This window comes from Streptomyces sp. NPDC001270 (assembly GCF_042896695.1).
Lineage (GTDB): Bacteria > Actinomycetota > Actinomycetes > Streptomycetales > Streptomycetaceae > Streptomyces.
Window position 1 is genome coordinate 274942 of sequence record NZ_JBIAXM010000001.1, and the last position, 20150, is coordinate 295091.

The following is a 20150-nucleotide window of genomic DNA, read 5'->3' on the forward strand; positions in this document are numbered from 1 at the left end:
CCCCTTCGGGTCGTACCGCCCGTACCCTTGCAGTACCCCGTGCCGCGCGAGCGGCACGGATCCGTCGGGCGTCAAATAGCGGGCGTCCACGAAAGAAGGATCTGATCCACACATGCTGATCGCTCAGCGTCCCTCGTTGACCGAAGAGGTCGTCGACGAGTTCCGCTCCCGGTTCGTGATCGAGCCGCTGGAGCCGGGCTTCGGCTACACCCTCGGCAACTCCCTCCGCCGCACCCTCCTGTCGTCGATCCCCGGTGCCGCTGTCACCAGCATCCGCATCGACGGCGTCCTGCACGAGTTCACCACCGTGCCGGGCGTCAAGGAGGACGTCACCGACCTGATCCTCAACATCAAGCAGCTGGTCGTCTCCTCGGAGCACGACGAGCCGGTCGTGATGTACCTGCGCAAGCAGGGCCCGGGTCTGGTCACCGCCGCCGACATCGCGCCCCCGGCCGGTGTCGAGGTGCACAACCCCGACCTGGTCCTCGCCACGCTCAACGGCAAGGGCAAGCTGGAGATGGAGCTGACCGTCGAGCGCGGTCGCGGCTATGTCTCCGCCGTGCAGAACAAGCAGGTGGGCCAGGAGATCGGCCGTATCCCGGTCGACTCGATCTACAGCCCCGTGCTCAAGGTCACGTACAAGGTCGAGGCCACCCGTGTCGAGCAGCGCACCGACTTCGACAAGCTGATCGTCGACGTCGAGACCAAGCAGGCCATGCGTCCCCGTGACGCCATGGCGTCGGCCGGCAAGACCCTGGTCGAGCTGTTCGGTCTGGCCCGTGAGCTGAACATCGACGCCGAGGGCATCGACATGGGCCCGTCCCCGACGGACGCCGCCCTGGCCGCGGACCTCGCCCTGCCGATCGAGGAGCTGGAGCTCACCGTTCGGTCGTACAACTGCCTCAAGCGTGAGGGCATCCACTCCGTGGGTGAGCTGGTCGCGCGCTCCGAGGCGGACCTCCTCGACATCCGCAACTTCGGTGCGAAGTCGATCGACGAGGTCAAGGCAAAGCTGGCCGGGATGGGTCTGGCGCTCAAGGACAGCCCGCCCGGATTCGACCCGACCGCCGCCGCGGACGCGTTCGGCGCGGACGACGACGCCGACGCCGGTTTCGTGGAGACCGAGCAGTACTGAGAGTTCGGGCCTTCCGGTCCGTACTCGGGTGCGGGTGCGCTGCGCTTGATCGCGCCCACGCGACGGAGTCACACAGTGACACCGCCCGCGCCCCTTCCGGGGCGCCCCTTCGGGGACGCCCCGGATCTCCGACGGGCAACCGCCCGCTCGGATACTGACCCCGGTACCTGACACGGCCGGGGCAGACACCACAGGAGAAGAACCATGCCGAAGCCCACCAAGGGTGCCCGTCTGGGCGGCAGCGCCGCGCACGAGAAGCTGCTCCTCGCGAACCTCGCGAAGCAGCTGTTCGAGCACGGCCGTATCACCACCACCGAGGCGAAGGCCCGTCGGCTGCGGCCGTACGCCGAGCGTCTGGTCACCAAGGCGAAGAAGGGCGACCTGCACAACCGTCGCCAGGTGCTCCAGGTCATCACGGACAAGGGCATCGTCCACACGCTGTTCACCGAGATCGGCCCGCGCTACGAGAACCGTCCCGGCGGTTACACGCGCATCACCAAGATCGGTAACCGTCGTGGCGACAACGCGCCCATGGCCGTCATCGAGCTGGTCGAGGCACTGACCGTCGCGCAGCAGGCGACCGGTGAGGCCGAGGCCGCCACCAAGCGTGCGGTCAAGGAAGACGCCCTCAAGAAGGACGAGGCCGTCGAGGCCAAGTCCGACGAGGCCGTCGAGGACGCTCAGCCGGAGGCGGAGGAGTCGAAGGAGGCGTAAGGCCGTCCTTCGACCGGAGCACCGTCGTGGTTGCTCGCGCAGTTCCCGCGCCCTTTCGGGGCGCATGAGCGGGCCCGTCCCTTTTCCGGGGCGGGCCCGCTTTCACGTACTTGAGAGGATCCAGGGGTGAGTGGCGAAGGTGAGCCTGGTTTCGTCCGGGTCCGGCTCGACCTGTCGTACGACGGCACGGGCTTCCACGGCTGGGCGAAGCAGGCCGGCGGCAGACGGACCGTGCAGGGGGAGATCGAGGACGCCCTGCGAACCGTCACGCGGTCCGGGGGCACGACGTACGAGCTGACGGTGGCCGGGCGCACGGACGCGGGCGTGCACGCCCGCGGTCAGGTGGCGCACGTGGACCTGCCCGCGGGGCTGTGGGCGGAGCACCGGGAGAAGCTGCTGAAGCGGCTGGCCGGGCGGTTGGCCAAGGACGTGCGGGTGTGGGCGCTCACGGAGGCGGCCCCCGGCTTCGACGCGCGGTTCGCGGCGCTGTGGCGGCGGTACGTCTACCGGGTCGGCGACCGGCCCGGGGGAGTGGACCCGCTGCTGCGCGACCACGTGCTGTGGCACGACTGGGAGCTGGACGTCGCCGCGATGGACGCCGCCGCCCGGTCCCTGGTCGGGGAGCACGACTTCGCGGCGTACGCCAAGAAGCGCGAGGGGGCGACGACGATCCGCGAGATCCTCGGCTTCGGGGTGCGCCGGCGGGGCGACGGCATCGTCGAGATCGAGGTCAGGGCCGATGCCTTCTGCCACAACCAGGTGCGTTCCATGGTCGGTGCCCTGCTGTTCGTGGGGGACGGGCACCGGGGGGTGGAGTGGCCGCGGAAGGTGCTGGACGCGGGGGTGCGGGACAGCGCCGTGCATGTCGTACGACCGCACGGGCTGACCCTGGAGGAGGTCGCCTACCCGGCGGACGACCAGTTGGTGGAGCGGCAGCGGCAGGCGCGGCGGGTACGCGGCCCGGTGGGGATCAGCCGGTCAGGGCCTTCTTGAGGGTCGGCCGGAGGAACGGCACCAGCGTCTTCGCGTAGCCGGCCGTGATGTGGCTGGAGTCGAAGTAGACGACCTGGTCGGCGATCACGGTCGGGCACACCTTGTCCGCGCAGAACGCGGGCAGCGTGTCGATGATCACGGCACCGTGGCGTTCGGCCACCTTCTGCTCCATGGCCCGGAAGTCCGGGAACTCGATGGCCGCGTCCTGGCCCGGGTTGCAGGCGGAGATGTCGTCCAGGTGGGTGGCGAGGCAGTCCGGGACGTTCTTGCCGGGCTGGGGGGTGTCCGTCATGTAGACGATCTTGGCGCCGGAGTCCTCGACGGCCTGGAACGCCTCCTCGGCACCGGCTTCGGTGGCCTCCTGACGGATGCGGTTGGTGACGACCACGACTGCGGGTCTGAGCCGCTTGAGCTGCTTGAACGCCGATTCACGCCAGCTGTCGCACTCGGAGTACTCGCGGTTCAGCTCGGGGTTCTTGATGGCGTACGCCTCGGGGGAGCAGCCGCCCTTGGCCATCGTCACGACCTTGGCGTCGAGCTTCTTGCCGATCTCGTTGAAGGCGTCGCCCCACTGCCAGGCGTGGGAGTCGCCGATGACGACGATCGTGCGCTTCCCCGCGGGGTCTCCGATGACGCAGTTGTCGCGCATGACGAATTCCTTGATCTTGATGTCGTCGATGCAGCCGAAATGGGTCTTGTCGTCGGGAGACTTCTCCAGGGCGCCCTGAGCTACCCCGGAGAGCTGTTTCTGGCCCACGGATGTGCGCACCGAGTCCGCACCGCTGTATCCGAGGGTGTCCGAACTGGCGGTCACGGTGGAGCCCGAGAGGTGGAGCGGGAGAACGGTCATGGCGACGGCGGCGGCCGCGGCCGTCGTGGTGACGGCGGTGGTGCCGACGAAGATGCCCTTCCAGGGGCGGGCCACCAGCTGGGGGTTGTTCCTGAACCGGGACTCGAACACGAAGAACATGGCGTAGGCCAGGATCAGCGACAGGGACGCGACGCGGAAACGGTCCGAGTAGGAGAGGTCGTGTCCGGTGATGTCCGGCCAGAGGATGAGGATCGGCCAGTGCCACAGGTACCAGCCGTAGCTGACGTTCGCGACGGAGTTGAGCACCGGGTTGTGCAGCAGCCACTCCGCGCCGAAGCGGGGGGCCGCACACCCACCGGCGATGATCATGGAAGCGCCGAGCACCGGGCCGCCCACCGCGTAGCCCGGCAGCGGAGTCTCCGCCGTGATCAGGAGTGCGGTGCCGACGGCGGTGACGAGTCCCAGCCAGGACAGGGCCGCCGCGAACCCGCGGTTCATGCGGGACAGGAGCGGGGCGCCGAGGGCGAGCAGGATGCCGAAGCTGAGTTCCCAGATGCGGGTCTGGGTGCCGAAGTAGGCGAGCGGCTGGTTCGATCTGGTCTGCGTCACGGACAGGTACAGCGACCCGCCCACCACCGCCGCGAGGAACAGTCCCACCAGGACGCGGTTGCGGAAGACCGCGCGGCTGAGCCAGACGATGACGAACAGGGCGATCGGGGCCGCGACGTAGAACTGCTCCTCGATGCCCAGCGACCAGAAGTGCTGGTACGGGGATTGCGTTCCGTCGTTGGCGAAGTAGTCGGTGCCGGTTTCGACGAGCCGCCAGTTCATGACGCTCAGCGAGGAGGCGAGGCCGTCCTTCATGGTGTCGCGGAATCTGAGCGGGCTGGCGTAGACCCAGGCCAGGACCGCGGTGGCGAGGATGACGACGGACATGCCCGGGGCGAGCCGCCGGAAGCGGCGTGCCCAGAACTTGCTGAGGGACACCTTGCCGGTCTTGTCGATCTCGGCGAGGGTCTGGCCGCCGATGAGGAAGCCGCTGAGCACGAAGCTGACGTCCACACCGCCGTGGATGTCGAGGATGCCGCAGTGCATGCTGACCACCATCATGATGGCTACGGCACGCAGGCCCTGGATGTCCGGCCGGTACTTGCGCAGGCGTCCGGTGTCGGTGTCGGTGGCGGTCTGCTGCGGGGCCGGTGAGTGCTGGTGCGGGCGTCTCGTACGCACGGCCGTGGAACGATGGCTGGTCACGATGCTCCGGTAACTGTTCGGTCGGGCCGGCGATTTCAGTGGACCGTCGGGCAGGCGGCAGCGGTACCGCTGACCCGTACGCCCTGGGCGGGAATGCGGATGCCGCACGACAGCCTTAGCTGGGCGGGCAGTTCGTTCTGTGCACCGACGTGCGAGTGACAGCCCACCACCGCCTCGCGAAGAATCGATTCGGTCCCGATCGAGGAGTCGTGGTCCACCACGGAACGGTGGACCTGGGCGCCCTCGGCGAGGGTGACGTTCCCGCCGATGATGGAACCGTCGACGATCACGCGCGGGCCGATCACGGCGTGCGGGCCGATCGTCGCGCCGCCGGTGACCCGGGCGGTCGGGTCGACCCGGGCGGTGGGATGGACCAGCGCCTCGGCGGGCCCGGCCACGAGGGGTGAGGCGGCACGGCCGGTGACCAGGTCGGCGGAGCCGTGGACGAAGGCGAGGGGAGTGCCGAGGTCCCGCCAGTAGTCGTCGGTGGTGTGGCCGAACACGCGGCGCCCTTCGGCGACGAGCCGTGGGAAGGTCTCCTGCTCGACGGAGACCGCACGGTCCGCGGGAATGGTGTCCAGGACGGACTTGCGGAAGACGTAGCAGCCGGCGTTGATCTGGTCGGTGACGCACTCCTCGGCGGTCTTCGGCTTCTCCAGGAAGGACAGCACCCGGTCGGCCCCGTCGGTGGGGACCAGCCCGAAGGCACGGGGGTCGGGGACACGGGTGAGGTGCAGGGTCACGTCCGCGCGCCGTGCCTCGTGCCGTGCCAGGATCGTGCGCAGGTCGACGCCGGACAGGATGTCGCCGTTGAGGACGAGGACCGGGGCCTGCGCGGGACCGTGCAGCAGACGGGCGGCGTTGCGGATCGCTCCGCCCGTGCCGAGCGGGACCTCCTCGACGGCGTAGGAGATCTCCAGGTCCCGGGTGAAGTTCCGGAACTCCTCCTCGAAGAGGCCGGCCAGGTACGAGGTGGCGAACACCACGTGGTCGACGCCCGCGGCCATGAGCTTGGCCACCTGGTGCCGGATGAAGGACGAGCCGGCGACGTCGAGCAGCGGCTTCGGGGTGTGGTTCGTCAGGGGGCGCAGGCGGGTTCCCTTGCCGCCCACCAGGATGATGGCTTCTTGCATGACTGCCTCCGCTCGGTCAGCTTGCGGTGTCGGTCCCGGGGCCTGCGTAGTCCGAGGTGAAACAGGACGTGATGGCCTTCTCGGAGAGGGGCCGTCCCGCGAAGTCGAGCCGGGAGGCAACCTTGTCGTCGGGTTTGGTGTTCGGGTCGTCGTCGAAGTAGATCGACCACCAGTAGACGCCGGACATCCGGCGTTCCTGGACCACCTTGCAGACGGCCGTGTACCAGTTGGCCTGCACCGTCGGGTTGAGGGGCCGCTTGTTGTAGAAGTCGCCGGGGGCGTGGTAGGCCCCGTCCATCGCGCCGATGCCGGCCTCCGCGATGGTGATCTTGGGCAGATCGCCGGTGGACTTCTTGTCCAGCCAGGCGTTCCAGCCGTCGACCAGGGCGCCGATCGTGGCGTCGTCGGCGACCTTGACCGGGAAGTAGGCGTCGACGCCGAGGTGACTGACCGGCATGGAGATCGGGCCGTGGACGTAGTTGTCCCAGTTGGCGTCGTAGGAGACCTCGCCGTCGAACAGCCGCTCGGCGTCGTCCACCAGACGGTTCCAGCGCGAGTCGCCCTCCAACGAGTTCAGCTCGGTCCCGATGACGAAGGTGGTGGCCTTCTCGGCGTTCGCGGCCTTCAGGTACGGGGTGAGGAACCGCTGGTAGGCGGCGAACCAGGCGTCGCGGTCGGCGGGCTTGACGTTGCCGCGCCAGCCGTCCTCCGCCTCCAGGGAGTCCTCGTCCATGAGGGGCCGGACGGTGGTGCGCAGTCCGGCCTCGTGGAAGATCCGCAGCACCTCGCCGAGCCGTTTCGCGGTGGGCGTCCTGTCACCGGCGCTGATCTTCGTGGACGTGCGGTCGCCGGTGAAGAACGGGAAGGACAGGCTGACGGAGTTGGCGTGCAGGCCGACCAGGTAGTCGGCTTGCAGCCGGGCCTGCTTCTCGATGTACTCCGGGGAGTGCCGGGGGTCGTCCTCCCAGTAGATCTGGATGCCCCATTGCGGCATCCCCTTCTTCCACTCCTTGTCCACCCTGGCGACCTGTTCGGTCCTGGCGGGCGAGGGGCCGGTGGTGCCGTCGTGGTCCGAGCCGGGGGTGTCGCCGGACCGCGGGCCGTCCCCGCCCTTGAGGACCAGCTCGGGCAGGAGGGAGCCGGACTCCCAGCGCAGCGGATGGTCACCCGCGACGAAGGGGACCGCGACCACGAAGGAGATGACGGTGGCGGGCAGCACGGCGAGCAGGGGCAAGCGGGCGCGCTTCATGAGCTGTCGGTCTCTTCCGGGTCAGGCGGGCTTGGCGATGACGACGAAGTTGTTCTCCTCGCGGCGGATGAACTTCCACAGGCCCTTGATGCCGCCGGCGCCTTCGATGAGGGAGAAGTAGGGCAGCAGGACGAGGACCGCGAGGGGCTCCCACCACTTGCGCCGGCCGTTAGCCGAGGCGATCGCGTTCAGCCGCAGCCCTTCCCAGTACGCCCAGATCACGTACGCGAAGCTGATCGACCACAGCAGGACGACCGACTGGGTCACGGGCGAGGTGTTCGTGTCACCGATGAACCAGGCCACGAACAGCACGGTGCCGACGTGCTGGAGCGGTCCCAGGATCCAGCTGGTCACGCAGATGGTCAGGAACCAGCGGTAGCGCAGCGGCACCTCACGGTTGAAGCAGAGGGCGACCAGGCCCCAGGCCCAGCGCTCGCGCTGCTTGACGAAGTCCTTGACGTTGGCGGGCGACGCGCCGTAGCAGCGGCCGTTGAACCAGTCGCTGCGCCCCGGGTAGAGGCGGCAGAAGGTCAGGGCCAGCCGGGCGTCCTCGACGATCTCCTTGGGGCCGAAGTCCCAGCCGATCTCGGCCTCGATGGAGGCGCGGATGACGAGGAGTTCACCGTGCACGCCGGCGGCCGGCGTGCCGAGTCCGGTGAAGGCGCGGAACCGCGCGATGTCGTCCGCCGGACGGATGGCGTCGGCGAACCAGGTGAGCAGGCTCACCGCGTTCTCGCGCGGGTAGGTCAGGATGCCCTGCGCCATGTGCTTGACCTCGTCGGCGGAGGCCCGGCGCTGGCGGTTGACGAACTGGGCCAGTGAGGCGGCGGTGTCCGGGCCGACACCGGTGTCGTCGTCCATGTGCAGCACCCACACGTGGTCGAGGGCCTCGCCCTCCTCGATGCGCAGTTCGTGGGCGTAGTTGTTGGCCCGGGCCTTGAAGCGGGTGCCGTTCCTGGTCTCGTAGCTCTTCGGGACGGTAACCACGCGGATCAGCGGGCTGCTCGCGGCCAGGTCGGCGATGCGGTCGGCGGCCTCGCAGCCCTCTTCGGTGAGCACGTCCACGCGCAGGTACGGGAACCACGTGGGCAGGTGTTCCACGTACGAGAGGACCGACCGTTCCAGGGCCGGATACGTGTCGTGCCGCCCGATGGTGGGGACGAGGACGATCAGGGAGTCCTGCTCGACCGGGGCGGGCGGAGTCATCAGATGTGCCTTGCGGAGCCTGCGGCGGATCAGCACGAAGCCCTGGACCGACACGAGGACCCCGGGCACCGGGAGGGCCCAGGCGATGGTGACCAGCCAGGCCAGTGGTGAGTGGCTGGGGGTGTACGACCAGAGGCTGAAACAGAGCAGGCCCACCAGCGGAATCAGGAACGGCAGGATGCCTGGCTTCCAGCCGGCCGTGCGTTGTGCCAGTTTCGCGTTGTGCCGGGAATGCGGCACACCCCCGTCGACGACTGTCGATGCCATGACTGCTGCGGAACTCCCGTGAGATCGGTGATGCGTTGAGGCATTGACGGATCTCCGCCACGGCAGGCATGGGCACACCGCAACGACTGGATTGTTCCGGGTTCCATCCCCCTCAACGCCTTTTCTGGCGCTTCGGTCAGCGGGGCCTCAGATACCCCCCCAGGCTCCGGAGCCGCTGACCGAACAGGAGAGCGAGTGTTGCATATATGCGGGACTTGAGGAATGCCCGTAATAAAGGTGACATCAAAAGTTCACTGTTGAAGCAGCGGTGTCGACTTCTCTCCGGCGGGTCCGCCCCCGCCCGGCGTCCGTCACCCGAACCCGGAATCGCCGGTGATCACCCGCGGTGAACCGTAGGTCCGCCGCACATCCGCCGTGGTGTTCTGCTGCCGGGGAGCGGAGACGTTGTCGTACGTCAGGGCCTGGCCCCACACCGTCCACAGCACCCATGGCGTACGCGACAGGGTCCGGGGCTGCGCCGCGTTGAGCGGCACGTGGAAGGACTCGGCGACGATCCGCGGCCTGCGGTACGCCTCCAGCCCGCGATACCAGACCTCGGTCCAGGCGCCGTCGCCGAAGGGGTCGGCCGGGGTGCCGCTGTAGTCGTCCACGCCGACGACGTCGACGTAGCCGCCGCCCGGGTAGTACGCGCGGGGCTCGTGCCCGTACGTCCCGTCCCAGGAGTTCGGCGCCCAGACGAAGATCAGGTTGTGCAGGCCGCGCCGCTCCACGAGATAGTCGTACGTCAGCCGCCACAGCCTGCGGAACGCGGCCGGATCCTGCCCCGCCCACCAGAAACCGCCCCGCCGTGACGCGTTCATCTCGTGGTACGGCCGCAGCAGCACCGGCACCCCGCGGCCGGCCAGGTAACCCAGGTGGTCCGCGAGGAAGGCGAGGTCGTGCAGCAGGTCCTGGTGCTCGCGACTGCCCTCGGTGACCACCCGGCCGAACCAGCCGGAGTCCTTGGCCCCGGGGGAGTTGCGGTGCAGCGTCTGCGGGAACCCCTTGACGGGGCTGCCCGGGTAGGGCTGGTGGAACGAGAAGCCGACCAGGCCCGCCCGGGAGCCCTCGACGTGCGGCAGGGCGACCTCGGCGCCGGAGGCGCACTCCGTGTGCGTGCCGGAGGGCCGGTACGAACCGTCGGCCGCCCGGGGCAGGCCCGCCCACACCCCGACGGCGAGGTCCACGGCATCCTCCACGTACCCCCACATGGGGCGGCAGGACGGCCAGGCCGCGGAGTAGGAACGGGCTTCGCCCACCGCCCAGCCGGGCCGGCCGTAGCCGGGACCCAGGTCCAGTTCCACGAAGCCGGGCAGCCGTCCCGTGATGTCCCGGGCCTTGCGGTAGTAGTAGCCCGGCTGCTTGGTGCCCCGGTAGTCGCCGTACTCCGTGTTGTACCGCTCGTTCTGGAGCTCCACGTGCTGGCCGATCACGGTGCGGCTCGGCCGGCCGCGGCGCGCGTCGTTCTCCAGGCCGGCCAGCAGCGCGTACACCCGGCGGGCGGCAGGCGTCGCCGAGGGGTCCCGCTCGCGCAGATCGATGGGGACGGGCCGGGCGGCCCTCGGCGCCCGCTCCCGGGGCCCGGCCCACACACCCAGCGCGGCCAGCACGGCCGCCCCGGCGCCGGCCCCCATCAGCCTGACCCGCGCTCGCCTTTCCACGGCGTCACGTCCGGTCCGCGACGATCCGCGCCACGGTCGGGGCGTCGCTCTCGGTTCGCCCGGCGTCCCGGCGCCGGCCGGACGTGATCGTGCCGGTTGCGGTGTGGGCGCGCTCGCTGCTGCCCGGGTTCTCGCCGGTCACCCGCGTGTCACTCGTGGGCGGCCGCCGACGCCTGGGCCTCGCCCCGGCGGCGGATCTGGCCGAACGCGAACGCCGCCAGGTCGTCCCCGGTGGTGAAGACCTGGGTGTCCTTGGTCGTCACGTCCTTGCCGTCGGTGAAGCCGGTGATCGTGAAGTAGGCGTAACGGCCGTAGGAGTTGGTCGTCGAGCGGCAGATCGCCGCGTCGCAGAAGGTCTTGACGCCGTTGCCCGTGAGGGACTTCACGATGCTCTTCGTGTCGGCCTGGCTCTTGGCCCGGCCGGCCTGGGCCTCGGTCTCGAAGACGGCGACACCGACGGTGACCGCGATGTCGTCCTTCGTGTAGGTGACGCGCAGCAGGCGGGTGCACTGGTTCGCGGTGAGGACCTTGGGGAGGGTGCCGCCGGCCGCCGAGGTGCAGTCCGCGGTGTCGGCGGTGGCGCCCTTGCGGTAGACGGTCCCGCCCGTGGTCAGCTGGGCGCCCGGGAAGAGGGTCGCGATGCTGAGGGGCGCGGTGTCCTTCCGCGCGCTGGATATGAAGTCCTTCGGGTCCAGCGGCGGCGGTGCGGTGGTGGGCGCGAAGGACGGCACCGCCGCGTCGGAACCGCTCGGCAGGGAGGCGCTGGCCGGCAGGTCGGAGGGCCCGCCCGCGGTGTCGTCGCTGCCGCCCGCGGAGACCACGGCGAGGGCGACGGCCGTGCCGACTGCCACAGTGGCGAGCGCGCCACCCCCGATGAACAGCAGCCTGCGCCGCTTGTTCCGGGCCTCCGATGCCTCCGCCAGCGCGGCCCAGTCCGGGGTCTGGCCGCTGTCGCTGTTCCCGCCCTGCTGAGAATGCGGTTTCCAGGGATCCCAACCGGACTGGGGTCCCCCCTGCCCATAACTCATGGGGCGCATCCTAGACGGGGACCGGGCGGCCCGGCGGGTCGCTACGACGGGCCATAGTGGACCTATCGGTGCAGGGTGGAGCATCCTGCGGTGCCGAGTGTCGGAGGCCACTCGTTTTGACCCGTACGAGGCACCCCGGTATCCTGCTTCTTCGTTGTGTATTGGCTTGCTCATTCTCACGGGACGGGCCCTTACACCGGTCCACCAGGCCGATGACCAGCGACCAGCATGCGGTTTGCGTCACCGCAGTGCGGTCAGGGCTGTCGTGATCGTCTTCGGTGACCTTGTCAGGACCATTCACTGAGAAGCGAAGGCTACGAACCGTGCGTACGTACAGCCCCAAGCCCGGCGATGTGACGCGCCAGTGGCACGTCATCGACGCTCAGGACGTCGTCCTGGGCCGTCTGGCCACGACCGCCGCCACCCTCCTCCGGGGTAAGCACAAGCCGATCTACGCCCCCCACGTCGACGCTGGTGACTTCGTCATCATCATCAACGCGGACAAGGTGCACCTCTCCGGCAACAAGCGGACCCAGAAGATGGCGTACCGCCACTCCGGCTACCCGGGCGGTCTGCGCTCGGTCCGTTACGACGAGCTGCTCGACAAGCACCCGGAGAAGGCCATCGAGAAGGCCGTCAAGGGCATGCTCCCCAAGAACTCCCTGGGCCGTCAGATGCTCACGAAGCTGAAGGTCTACAAGGGTGACCAGCACCCGCACGCCGCTCAGCAGCCGGTGCCGTTCGAGATCACCCAGGTCGCGCAGTAAGTCCGGCCACCCCCTAAGACTGAAGAGAATCTGAGGAGAATCGTGGCCGAGACCACTGCCGAGCAGCCGCTCGAAGAGCTTGACATCGACAGCTACACCACCGAGTCCGAGGTCCCCGTCGAGGGCGAGTACACCTCGGAGTCCATGGCCTCCCGCTTCGGCGAGCCGCAGCCGGCCGCCGGCCTGGGCCGCCGCAAGAACGCCATCGCCCGGGTCCGGATCGTTCCGGGCTCCGGCAAGTGGAAGATCAACGGCCGCACCCTTGAGGACTACTTCCCCAACAAGGTGCACCAGCAGGAAGTCAACGAGCCGTTCAAGGTTCTGGAGCTGGACGGCCGTTACGACGTGGTCGCCCGTATCGCGGGTGGCGGTGTCTCCGGCCAGGCCGGTGCGCTGCGTCTCGGTGTCGCCCGTGCGCTGAACGAGGCGGACGTCGACAACAACCGCGGCCCGCTGAAGAAGGCCGGCTTCCTGCGTCGTGACGACCGTGCGGTCGAGCGCAAGAAGGCCGGTCTGAAGAAGGCCCGCAAGGCTCCGCAGTACAGCAAGCGCTAAGCACAGCTGCCTGCACGTACTCCGAACGCCCCGGCGGCACGCCACAGTGCCACCGGGGCGTTCGTCTATCGCGATCCAAAGGCGTATAACGGCACAAGACGCTCAAAGGCTTGTGTGATCGGATGTCCAGGTGCGCGGCGCCTGGGATGCGGAGCCGACCGAACGGGCATCGAACCATCGCATGCCTCCGCGGCTTCCGTAACTGACGTTTCCTCAGGAGGACAAGTGGGACGACTCTTCGGTACGGACGGCGTGCGCGGTGTCGCAGGCGCGGATCTGACGGCCGAGATGGCGCTCGGCCTCTCCGTCGCCGCGGCGCACGTACTGGCCGAGGCGGGCACCTTCGAGGGCCACAAGCCGACGGCAGTGGTCGGGCGGGATCCGCGTGCGTCCGGGGAGTTCCTGGAGGCCGCGGTCGTCGCGGGACTGGCGAGCGCGGGGGTGGACGTGCTGCGGGTCGGCGTGCTGCCGACGCCCGCGGTCGCCTTTCTGACCGGCGCCCTCGGAGCCGATCTGGGTGTCATGCTCTCCGCAAGCCATAACCCGATGCCGGACAACGGTGTCAAGTTCTTCGCCCGCGGCGGCCACAAACTGGCCGACGAGCTGGAGGACCGGATCGAGGGCGTCTACGAGGACCATCGCACGGGTGCTCCCTGGGACCGGCCCACCGGCGCCGGCGTGGGGCGGGTGCGGACCTACGACGAGGGGTTCGACCAGTACGTCACCCACCTGCTCGGCGCGCTGCCGAACCGGCTCGACGGGCTGAAGATCGTCCTCGACGAGGCGCACGGCGCCGCCGCCGCGGTGTCGCCCGAGGCGTTCTCGCGGGCCGGGGCGCAGATCGTCACCATCGGCGCCGAGCCCGACGGGCTCAACATCAACGAGGGGTGCGGCTCCACCCACCTGGACCAGCTGAAGGCCGCGGTCGTCGCGCACGGCGCCGACCTCGGCATCGCGCACGACGGCGACGCCGACCGCTGTCTGGCCGTGGACCACACCGGCGAAGAGGTCGACGGCGACCAGATCCTGTCCGTGCTCGCGCTGGCGATGCGGGAGCGTTCCGCGCTGCGCTCCGACACCGTCGTCGCGACCGTGATGTCGAATCTGGGCTTCAAGCTGGCGATGGAGCGTGAGGGCATCCACCTCGTGCAGACCGCGGTCGGCGACCGCTACGTCCTGGAGGAGATGAAGGGACACGGCTACGCCCTCGGCGGCGAGCAGTCCGGGCACGTCATCATCCTCGACCACGCCACCACCGGCGATGGCACGCTGACCGGGCTGCTGCTGGCCGCGCGGGTCGCTGAGACCGGCCGTACGCTGCGGGACCTCGCGGCGGTCATGGAGCGGCTGCCCCAGGTCCTGATCAACGTGCGGGACGTGGACAAGTCCCGGGTGCGGACCTCCGCCGACCTGGCCGCCGCGGTCGCCGAGGCGGAACGGGAACTGGGGTCCACCGGGCGGGTACTGCTGCGTCCCTCGGGCACCGAGCCGCTGGTGCGGGTGATGGTCGAGGCGGCGGACATCGAACAGGCCCGGACCGTGGCCGGCCGGCTGGCCGACGCGGTGAAGTCGGCGCTGGGGTAGGTGGGCGGGGCGGTCGTGGCGGGCAGCCGCAGGTCGACCGCCCCGCGCCGTGCTCAGCCCGCCGTCCGGCGGTGTCGTCGTCTGCGCCAGAAGAGTTTCTGGGCGAGCAGCGTGAGGGTGCCCGCGAGGACGATGCCGCCCAGGTTGGCCAGCAGCTGCCAGGTGGATCCCCAGGTCTGCGAGTAGTCGGAGTAGCTGAAGGCCACCGCGGCGTTCGCGGCCGCCGGGACCGTGGTCACGGAGATCGCCACGCCGATCAGCGCGCCCGACTTGGCGGACGTGAGGGACAGGGTGCCGGCGACGCCGGCGAGGAACGCCACGACGAGGGACATCGCGTCCGGTTTCCAGATGAACGAGGTGTTCGGCCGGGCCGCCTCCACCATCGATCTGTCGAACAGCCCGAGCACATCCAGCAGCCGGCTGAAGCCGACCGTCAGCACCATCGCGACGGCGAACCCGGCGAGCAGCGCCCACAGCGACCGCCACACCAACCGCGGCGCCCGCTGGACCAGCGCCGTCGATATCCCCGCGAGCGGCCCGAACTCCGGGCCGACGGCCATCGCGCCGACGATCAGGATCGCGTTGTCCAGCATCACACCGCAGGCGGCGAGCATGGTGGCGATGGCCAGGAAGGCGACGTAGGTGACGGTGAGCGTCGACTCCTCGTGCGTCGCCTCGGTGAGCTGCTCCCACAGCACCGCGTCCGCGCCCTCGCCCGGCGCCTCCTCCTCCGCCTTGTCGGCCCGCCGGGACAGGGACAGGTCGATGTTCTCGACGGCGATGGACCCGGTCTCGTCGAGGCCCGACGCCCGCAGCTCGGCCACGAGTTCGTCGCCCGCCTCGCGGGCCACGTCGCACAGGACGACGTCCCCGACGGGGTTGCGCGCGGCGCCGGGCAGCACCACGAGGTGCGCGGTGCCGGCCGTCCGCTCGATGAGCCGGAGCACGTCGTCGGTCGTATCGGGCGGGGTGATCAGCCGGAGGTGGAGCATGGCGGAAGGGTAGCGGTCACACCTTGCGCAGCCGTAGCCGTTGGACCTTGTGATCCGGGCCCTTGCGGAGGACGAGGGTCGCCCGGCCGCGGGTGGGGACGATGTTCTCCTCCAGATTGGGCCTGTTGATGGTCCGCCAGAGCGTACTGGCGTAGTCGAGGGCCTCCTCCTCGGACACCTGTGTGTACTTGCGGAAGTACGAGGACGGGTCCTGGAAGGCGGTCGCGCGCAGTTTGCGGAAGCGGCTCAGGTACCAGCGTTCGATGTCCTCGGTGCTCGCGTCGACGTACACGCTGAAGTCGAAGTAGTCGGCGAGGCCGACCCGGGTGCGGCCGTCCGTGCCGGGCAGGGCCGGCTGGAGGACGTTCAGGCCCTCGACGACGAGGATGTCCGGGCGGCGGACCGTGAGCCGTTCGCCGGGGACGATGTCGTAGATGAGGTGGGAGTAGACGGGGGCCGTGACCTCGTCCTTGCCCGCTTTGATGTCGGCGACGAAACGGGTGAGGGCCCGGCGGTCGTACGACTCGGGGAAGCCCTTGCGGGACATCAGGCCGCGCGCCTCCAACTCCCTGGTGGGGAGCAGGAAGCCGTCCGTCGTGACCAGTTCGACCCGCGGGTGTTCGGGCCAGCGGGACAGCAGGGCCTGGAGGAGGCGGGCGACGGTGGACTTGCCCACGGCCACGGATCCGGCGATGCCTATGACGAACGGCGTGCCGGACTGGGAGCCCTGTTCGCCCAGGAAGGTGTTCAGGGCGCTCCTGAGTCCGTCCGACGCGCGGACGTACAGGTTGAGCAGCCGGGACAGCGGGAGGTAGATGTCGCGTACCTCGTCGAGGTCGATGACGTCGCCGAGGCCGCGCAGCTTCTCCACCTCCTCGGCGGTGAGCGGCAGCGGCGTCTTGTCGCGCAGCGCGCTCCACTCGGTACGGGTGAGGTCGACGTAGGGAGTCGCCTCCGGCCGGTGCCGGTGGGCGCTCCGGGGAATCGCGGAGACCGGAGAGATCACAGTCCATTGTTAACGGAGTTTGAACGGAACGCGGGGTGGGGTGGGTCACGTACCGTCCGCCGGGCGGGGCGGTGGTGAGGCGGGGCGGTGTCCGTGGGGCGGGCGTGGTGAGACGGCTGGATGGGGTGGCGGTGGCGGTGGCGGTGGCGGTCACGGCGCGGGCGTGTGTCGGTGGTCCGGCGGTCGTACGACGGTGGGAATTTCCGATTTCGGGCACGCTGTGCCGGTTTTGTGCGGGTTTCGGCCCGTAGGCTGCGCCCCATGTGCGGAATCGTGGGATACGTGGGGGCGCAATCGGCGCTTGATGTCGTCATGGCCGGGTTGAAGCGGCTGGAGTACCGGGGGTACGACTCGGCCGGTGTCGCCGTGCCCGCGGACGGTGGACTCGCCGCCGCGAAGAAGGCCGGAAAGCTGGTCAACCTGGAGAAGGAACTGGTCGAACGGCCGCTGCCGGCCGGGACCGCGGGCATCGGACACACCCGGTGGGCCACGCACGGGGCGCCCACGGACACGAACGCCCATCCGCACCTGGACAACGCGGGGCGGGTCGCGGTCGTGCACAACGGGATCATCGAGAACTTCGCCCTGCTGCGCGCGGAGCTGGCGGAGCGGGGCCACGACCTCGCGTCCGAGACCGACACGGAGGTGGTCGCGCACCTGCTGGCCGAGGAGTTCTCCGCGACCGCCGATCTCGCGGAGGCGATGCGGCTGGTGTGCGGGCGGCTGGCGGGTGCGTTCACGCTGGTCGCGGTGCACGCGGACGATCCGGACGTGGTCGTCGGCGCGCGGCGGAACTCACCGCTGGTGGTGGGCGTTGGAGAGGGTGAGTCCTTTCTCGCGTCGGACGTCGCCGCGTTCATCGCCCACACGCGGTCGGCGATCGAGCTGGGTCAGGACCAGGTGGTGGAGCTGCGCCGGGACGGCGTCACGGTGACGGGCTTCGACGGCCGTCCGGCGGAGGTCCGGTCGTATCACGTGGACTGGGACGCGTCGGCCGCGGAAAAGGGGGGCTATGACTACTTCATGCTCAAGGAGATCGCCGAGCAGCCGAAGGCGGTCGCCGATACGCTGCTCGGCCGCATCGACGCGGCCGGCTCGCTGAGTCTGGACGAGGTCCGGACCGGCGCGGGTGAGCTGCGTGAGGTGGACAAGGTCGTCATCGTCGCGTGCGGTACGGCGTTCCACGCGGGTCTGATCGCCAAGTACGCCATCGAGCACTGGGCGCGGATTCCGTGCGAGGTGGAGCTGGCCAGCGAGTTCCGCTACCGGGATCCGATCCTCGGTCACCGGACGCTGGTGGTCGCCATCTCCCAGTCCGGGGAGACGATGGACACCCTGATGGCGGTGCGGCACGCCCGTGAGCAGGGGTCCAAGGTGCTGGCGATCTGCAACACCAATGGTTCGACGATCCCCCGCGAGTCGGACGCGGTGCTGTACACCCACGCCGGACCGGAGGTCGCGGTCGCCTCGACCAAGGCGTTCCTGACGCAGTTGGTGGCGTGCTACCTGGTCGCGCTGTATCTGGGGCAGGTGCGGGGCACCACGTGGGGCGACGAGATCGGGGCGGTCATCCGGGACCTGTCGCGGATCGCCGGGGCGGTCGAGAGGGTCCTGGAGACGATGGAACCGGTACGGGCGCTGGCGCGCACGCTCGCCTCGAAGGACACGGTGCTCTTCCTGGGGCGGCACGTGGGGTATCCGGTGGCGCTGGAGGGCGCGCTGAAGCTGAAGGAACTGGCGTACATGCACGCCGAGGGCTTCGCGGCGGGGGAGTTGAAGCACGGGCCGATCGCGCTGGTCGAAGAGGACGTGCCGGTGGTGGTGGTCGTGCCGTCGCCGGGTGCGCGGTCGATGCTGCACGGAAAGATCGTGTCCAACATCCAGGAGATCCGGGCGAGGGGCGCGCGGACGATCGTGATCGCGGAGGAGGGCGACGAGGCGGTGGTCCCGTACGCCGACCATCTGATCCGCATCCCGGTGACACCGGCTCTGCTCCAGCCGATGGTGGCGACTGTCCCGCTCCAGGTCTTCGCCTGCGAACTGGCCACGGCCCGCGGCAACGAGGTGGACCAGCCGCGAAACCTGGCCAAGTCGGTGACGGTGGAATAGGTGACGGTGGAATAGCGGGGTGGGTGCCTTGAGGGCCCTGGGGCCCGGGGGCCCTCAAGGGCACCGACGGGTACGACGACTACCCCGGCCGGGGCGGGCTGCGGTGCTCCGGCCGGGGCGATCGGGTCATTCCGAGACGGGAGTCTCCGACCGGGTCTCCTGGTCTTCCTTGCTCTCCTGGCTCCCCGCGCCGTGCGGGTCGCCGTCGAACAGCTCCTCCGCGCGCTCGACCGTGCCGGAGCGGTCCAGCCAGTCGTCGAGACGGGCGAGGTCGGTGCAGGCGGAGATGCGTTCGCGTACGTCGTCCGAGACGGAGAGCCCGCGTACTTCCAGGATCCGCAGAACGCTTTCGGCTTTGCCTTCGGCCATGGCAGCGGCTTTGCCTTCGGCCACGCCGGCGGCGTACCCCTTGGCCTGGCCGTCCAGGTACGCCTCTTCGAAGACCGTGCCCCTGCCGGGGAAAAATGTGACGACCATCTTTTCCAGTTCCCTCCACAACGCGCGGGCCGGAGTGTTCTCCAAGCCGACTTCCAGCAATTCGGACCAGTACAGGGCGGTGGACTTGTCGAACGACCGCATTCCGCGGGCCAGCAGTTCCAGTATGGCTTCGATGTGCTCGCTTTCGCTGTGCACGATGGCACTGAGCGTTGCCAACGCCGGCTGCCTTGCCACGTCCGACTCGTCGGTGATCCGCGGAACGGTGTCCGGTCCCAGGACGAAGGGACGGGTCACCTGGGTTTCCCAGGGACCGACCCGGCACTCGAAGGGCCCCTTCGCCCAGGCGGCGGTCGACCGGTTGCGACAGACGGCTACCAGCAGCACGGGCAGTTGGTACTTCGCGTGCAAATAGCTGACGTAGTAGGCCCAGTTGACTCCCTTGTCGGGAGCCTTCTTGGTCTGGGCCTCGACCGATCTGACCGAGGACCTCCGGATGATCCTGAAAAATCCGATGTGAGGTCTCGTGTGTTGATGTGACCATGGACGCCAGCTTGGTGAGGTGATGACCGGTCGTTCGGGGAGATCGGAGGACGTTCACTCTTTCGAGTAGCGGAAAAACGTTTCAACTCCTGGTGGGCGATGGGGTGGGAAGGCGCACCGCGGCGGCGGGGGCGGTGGGTGCGGAGCGCCGTAGGGTGCTCCGCATGAGCATCATCGGGGTCGGTATCGACGTGGCCGAGATCGACCGGTTCGAGGCGTCGCTGAGGCGGACGCCCGGACTGGTCGGACGCCTCTTCCGGGAAAGCGAGTTGCTGCTGCCCAGCGGGGAGCGCCGCGGGGCGGCCTCGCTCGCCGTCCGCTTCGCGGCCAAGGAGGCACTGGCCAAGGCGCTCGGTGCGCCGCCCGGCCTGCTCTGGACGGACGCCGAGGTGTTCGTCGAGGACAGCGGGCAGCCCCGGCTGCGGGTCACCGGTACGGTCGCGGCGCGGGCCGCGGAACTCGGGGTGACCTCCTGGCACGTGTCGCTGAGCCATGACGCCGGGGTGGCCTCCGCGGTGGTGATTGCGGAGGGGTGACCGCGGCGGGGTGACCGAGGCGAGGCGACGGGGGTGGGACGACCGCGGCTGCGGGTGGTGGGCGTAAGCGGTGGGCGTTGCGGGTGACGGCCGTGGCGGGCCGTGGGCGTTGGGGCGGCGGCCGTGGTGCGGCGCGGTGTTGCGTACCCGCGGGTGCGGGCGTGGGGGCATC

The 20150-nt window shown here is 69.6% G+C and carries 18 protein-coding genes; 8 read left to right on the top strand and 10 right to left on the bottom strand.

Translation table 11 applies throughout. The annotated features are described in order from the left end of the window. Positions 1-112: 112 nt before the first annotated feature. The 3 genes from ACFY2B_RS01365 (at position 113) to truA (ending at position 2842) form a co-directional block, all read left to right on the top strand. A complete protein-coding gene (locus tag ACFY2B_RS01365; protein ID WP_003966937.1) occupies positions 113-1135 on the top strand; it encodes a DNA-directed RNA polymerase subunit alpha in 1023 nt (340 codons plus the stop codon). Between the two features lie 204 nt (positions 1136-1339). Beyond that, the gene (gene rplQ, locus ACFY2B_RS01370; protein ID WP_376533023.1) at positions 1340-1849 is read left to right on the top strand and encodes a 50S ribosomal protein L17; all 510 of its coding nucleotides are present in this window, start codon (positions 1340-1342) and stop codon (positions 1847-1849) included. A gap of 126 nt (positions 1850-1975) precedes the next feature. Continuing rightward, positions 1976-2842: a tRNA pseudouridine(38-40) synthase TruA gene (gene truA, locus ACFY2B_RS01375; RefSeq protein WP_390761074.1), complete on the top strand. Its 867-nt coding sequence runs from the start codon at positions 1976-1978 to the stop codon at positions 2840-2842. On the opposite strand, the gene ACFY2B_RS01380 is transcribed toward truA, so the two are convergent. From ACFY2B_RS01380 to ACFY2B_RS01410, 7 genes are all read right to left on the bottom strand, one after another. After that, entirely contained in the window at positions 2820-4907 is a 2088-nt protein-coding gene (locus ACFY2B_RS01380) for an acyltransferase family protein (protein WP_390761075.1), read from the bottom strand. The two genes, truA and ACFY2B_RS01380, sit on opposite strands and share 23 nt — an antisense overlap. 35 nt (positions 4908-4942) lie before the next feature. Next, positions 4943-6040 carry a sugar phosphate nucleotidyltransferase gene (locus tag ACFY2B_RS01385; RefSeq protein WP_390761076.1) on the bottom strand — a complete coding sequence of 366 codons (1098 nt, stop codon included), beginning with the start codon at positions 6038-6040 and terminating at the stop codon, positions 4943-4945. Positions 6041-6056: 16 nt separating this feature from the next. Continuing rightward, a complete protein-coding gene (locus ACFY2B_RS01390; RefSeq protein WP_390761077.1) occupies positions 6057-7289 on the bottom strand; it encodes a glycoside hydrolase family 113 in 1233 nt (410 codons plus the stop codon). 21 nt (positions 7290-7310) lie between these two features. Then, complete coding sequence (locus tag ACFY2B_RS01395; RefSeq protein WP_390761078.1) at positions 7311-8762, bottom strand: glycosyltransferase family 2 protein; 1452 nt, start codon at positions 8760-8762, stop codon at positions 7311-7313. Between the two features lie 311 nt (positions 8763-9073). Continuing rightward, on the bottom strand, positions 9074-10423 hold the full coding sequence (locus ACFY2B_RS01400) for a glycosyl hydrolase (protein ID WP_390761079.1): 1350 nt from the start codon (positions 10421-10423) through the stop codon (positions 9074-9076). 4 nt (positions 10424-10427) lie between these two features. Next, positions 10428-10565, bottom strand: a complete 138-nt coding sequence (locus ACFY2B_RS01405) for a hypothetical protein (protein WP_390761080.1) — start codon at positions 10563-10565, stop codon at positions 10428-10430. Between the two features lie 7 nt (positions 10566-10572). Beyond that, positions 10573-11451: a hypothetical protein gene (locus ACFY2B_RS01410; protein WP_390761081.1), complete on the bottom strand. Its 879-nt coding sequence runs from the start codon at positions 11449-11451 to the stop codon at positions 10573-10575. Between the two features lie 323 nt (positions 11452-11774). Between ACFY2B_RS01410 and rplM the strand changes: the two genes are divergently transcribed. The 3 genes from rplM to glmM all read left to right on the top strand — a co-directional run bounded on the left by rplM (position 11775) and on the right by glmM (position 14357). Further along, positions 11775-12218, top strand: coding sequence for a 50S ribosomal protein L13 (gene rplM / locus ACFY2B_RS01415; RefSeq protein WP_390761082.1), 444 nt, complete (start codon positions 11775-11777; stop codon positions 12216-12218). A gap of 42 nt (positions 12219-12260) precedes the next feature. Further along, entirely contained in the window at positions 12261-12773 is a 513-nt protein-coding gene (rpsI, locus tag ACFY2B_RS01420; RefSeq protein ID WP_376533019.1) for a 30S ribosomal protein S9, read from the top strand. A gap of 225 nt (positions 12774-12998) precedes the next feature. Further along, positions 12999-14357 carry a phosphoglucosamine mutase gene (gene glmM / locus ACFY2B_RS01425; protein WP_390761083.1) on the top strand — a complete coding sequence of 453 codons (1359 nt, stop codon included), beginning with the start codon at positions 12999-13001 and terminating at the stop codon, positions 14355-14357. Positions 14358-14410: 53 nt separating this feature from the next. Here glmM and ACFY2B_RS01430 read toward each other — a convergent pair whose 3' ends face one another. Together ACFY2B_RS01430 and coaA are read right to left on the bottom strand one after the other, a co-directional pair. After that, complete coding sequence (locus tag ACFY2B_RS01430; protein WP_390761084.1) at positions 14411-15349, bottom strand: DUF389 domain-containing protein; 939 nt, start codon at positions 15347-15349, stop codon at positions 14411-14413. Positions 15350-15365: 16 nt separating this feature from the next. Then, complete coding sequence (gene coaA / locus ACFY2B_RS01435) at positions 15366-16355, bottom strand: type I pantothenate kinase (RefSeq protein ID WP_390761085.1); 990 nt, start codon at positions 16353-16355, stop codon at positions 15366-15368. A 261-nt stretch (positions 16356-16616) separates the two neighbouring features. Here coaA and glmS point away from each other — a divergent pair, with 261 nt between their 5' ends. Further along, positions 16617-18464, top strand: a complete 1848-nt coding sequence (gene glmS / locus ACFY2B_RS01440; protein ID WP_390761086.1) for a glutamine--fructose-6-phosphate transaminase (isomerizing) — start codon at positions 16617-16619, stop codon at positions 18462-18464. Between the two features lie 126 nt (positions 18465-18590). Here glmS and ACFY2B_RS01445 read toward each other — a convergent pair whose 3' ends face one another. Then, on the bottom strand, positions 18591-19286 hold the full coding sequence (locus ACFY2B_RS01445) for a hypothetical protein (RefSeq protein ID WP_390761087.1): 696 nt from the start codon (positions 19284-19286) through the stop codon (positions 18591-18593). Positions 19287-19606: 320 nt separating this feature from the next. Between ACFY2B_RS01445 and ACFY2B_RS01450 the strand changes: the two genes are divergently transcribed. Then, entirely contained in the window at positions 19607-19978 is a 372-nt protein-coding gene (locus ACFY2B_RS01450; RefSeq protein WP_376537706.1) for a holo-ACP synthase, read from the top strand. Positions 19979-20150: the final 172 nt, after the last annotated feature.

What these genes read in the sequence shown, in the direction of transcription:
- rplQ (WP_376533023.1), top strand. Translation starts at nt 1,340, where the DNA reads ATGCCGAAGCCCACCAAGGGTGCCCGTCTGGGCGGCAGCGCCGCGCAC.
- ACFY2B_RS01385 (WP_390761076.1), bottom strand. Translation starts at nt 6,040, where the DNA reads ATGCAAGAAGCCATCATCCTGGTGGGCGGCAAGGGAACCCGCCTGCGC.
- ACFY2B_RS01430 (WP_390761084.1), bottom strand. Translation starts at nt 15,349, where the DNA reads ATGCTCCACCTCCGGCTGATCACCCCGCCCGATACGACCGACGACGTG.
- glmS (WP_390761086.1), top strand. Translation starts at nt 16,617, where the DNA reads ATGTGCGGAATCGTGGGATACGTGGGGGCGCAATCGGCGCTTGATGTC.
- ACFY2B_RS01365 (WP_003966937.1), top strand. Translation starts at nt 113, where the DNA reads ATGCTGATCGCTCAGCGTCCCTCGTTGACCGAAGAGGTCGTCGACGAG.
- ACFY2B_RS01390 (WP_390761077.1), bottom strand. Translation starts at nt 7,289, where the DNA reads ATGAAGCGCGCCCGCTTGCCCCTGCTCGCCGTGCTGCCCGCCACCGTC.
- ACFY2B_RS01410 (WP_390761081.1), bottom strand. Translation starts at nt 11,451, where the DNA reads ATGAGTTATGGGCAGGGGGGACCCCAGTCCGGTTGGGATCCCTGGAAA.
- ACFY2B_RS01395 (WP_390761078.1), bottom strand. Translation starts at nt 8,762, where the DNA reads ATGGCATCGACAGTCGTCGACGGGGGTGTGCCGCATTCCCGGCACAAC.
- ACFY2B_RS01450 (WP_376537706.1), top strand. Translation starts at nt 19,607, where the DNA reads ATGAGCATCATCGGGGTCGGTATCGACGTGGCCGAGATCGACCGGTTC.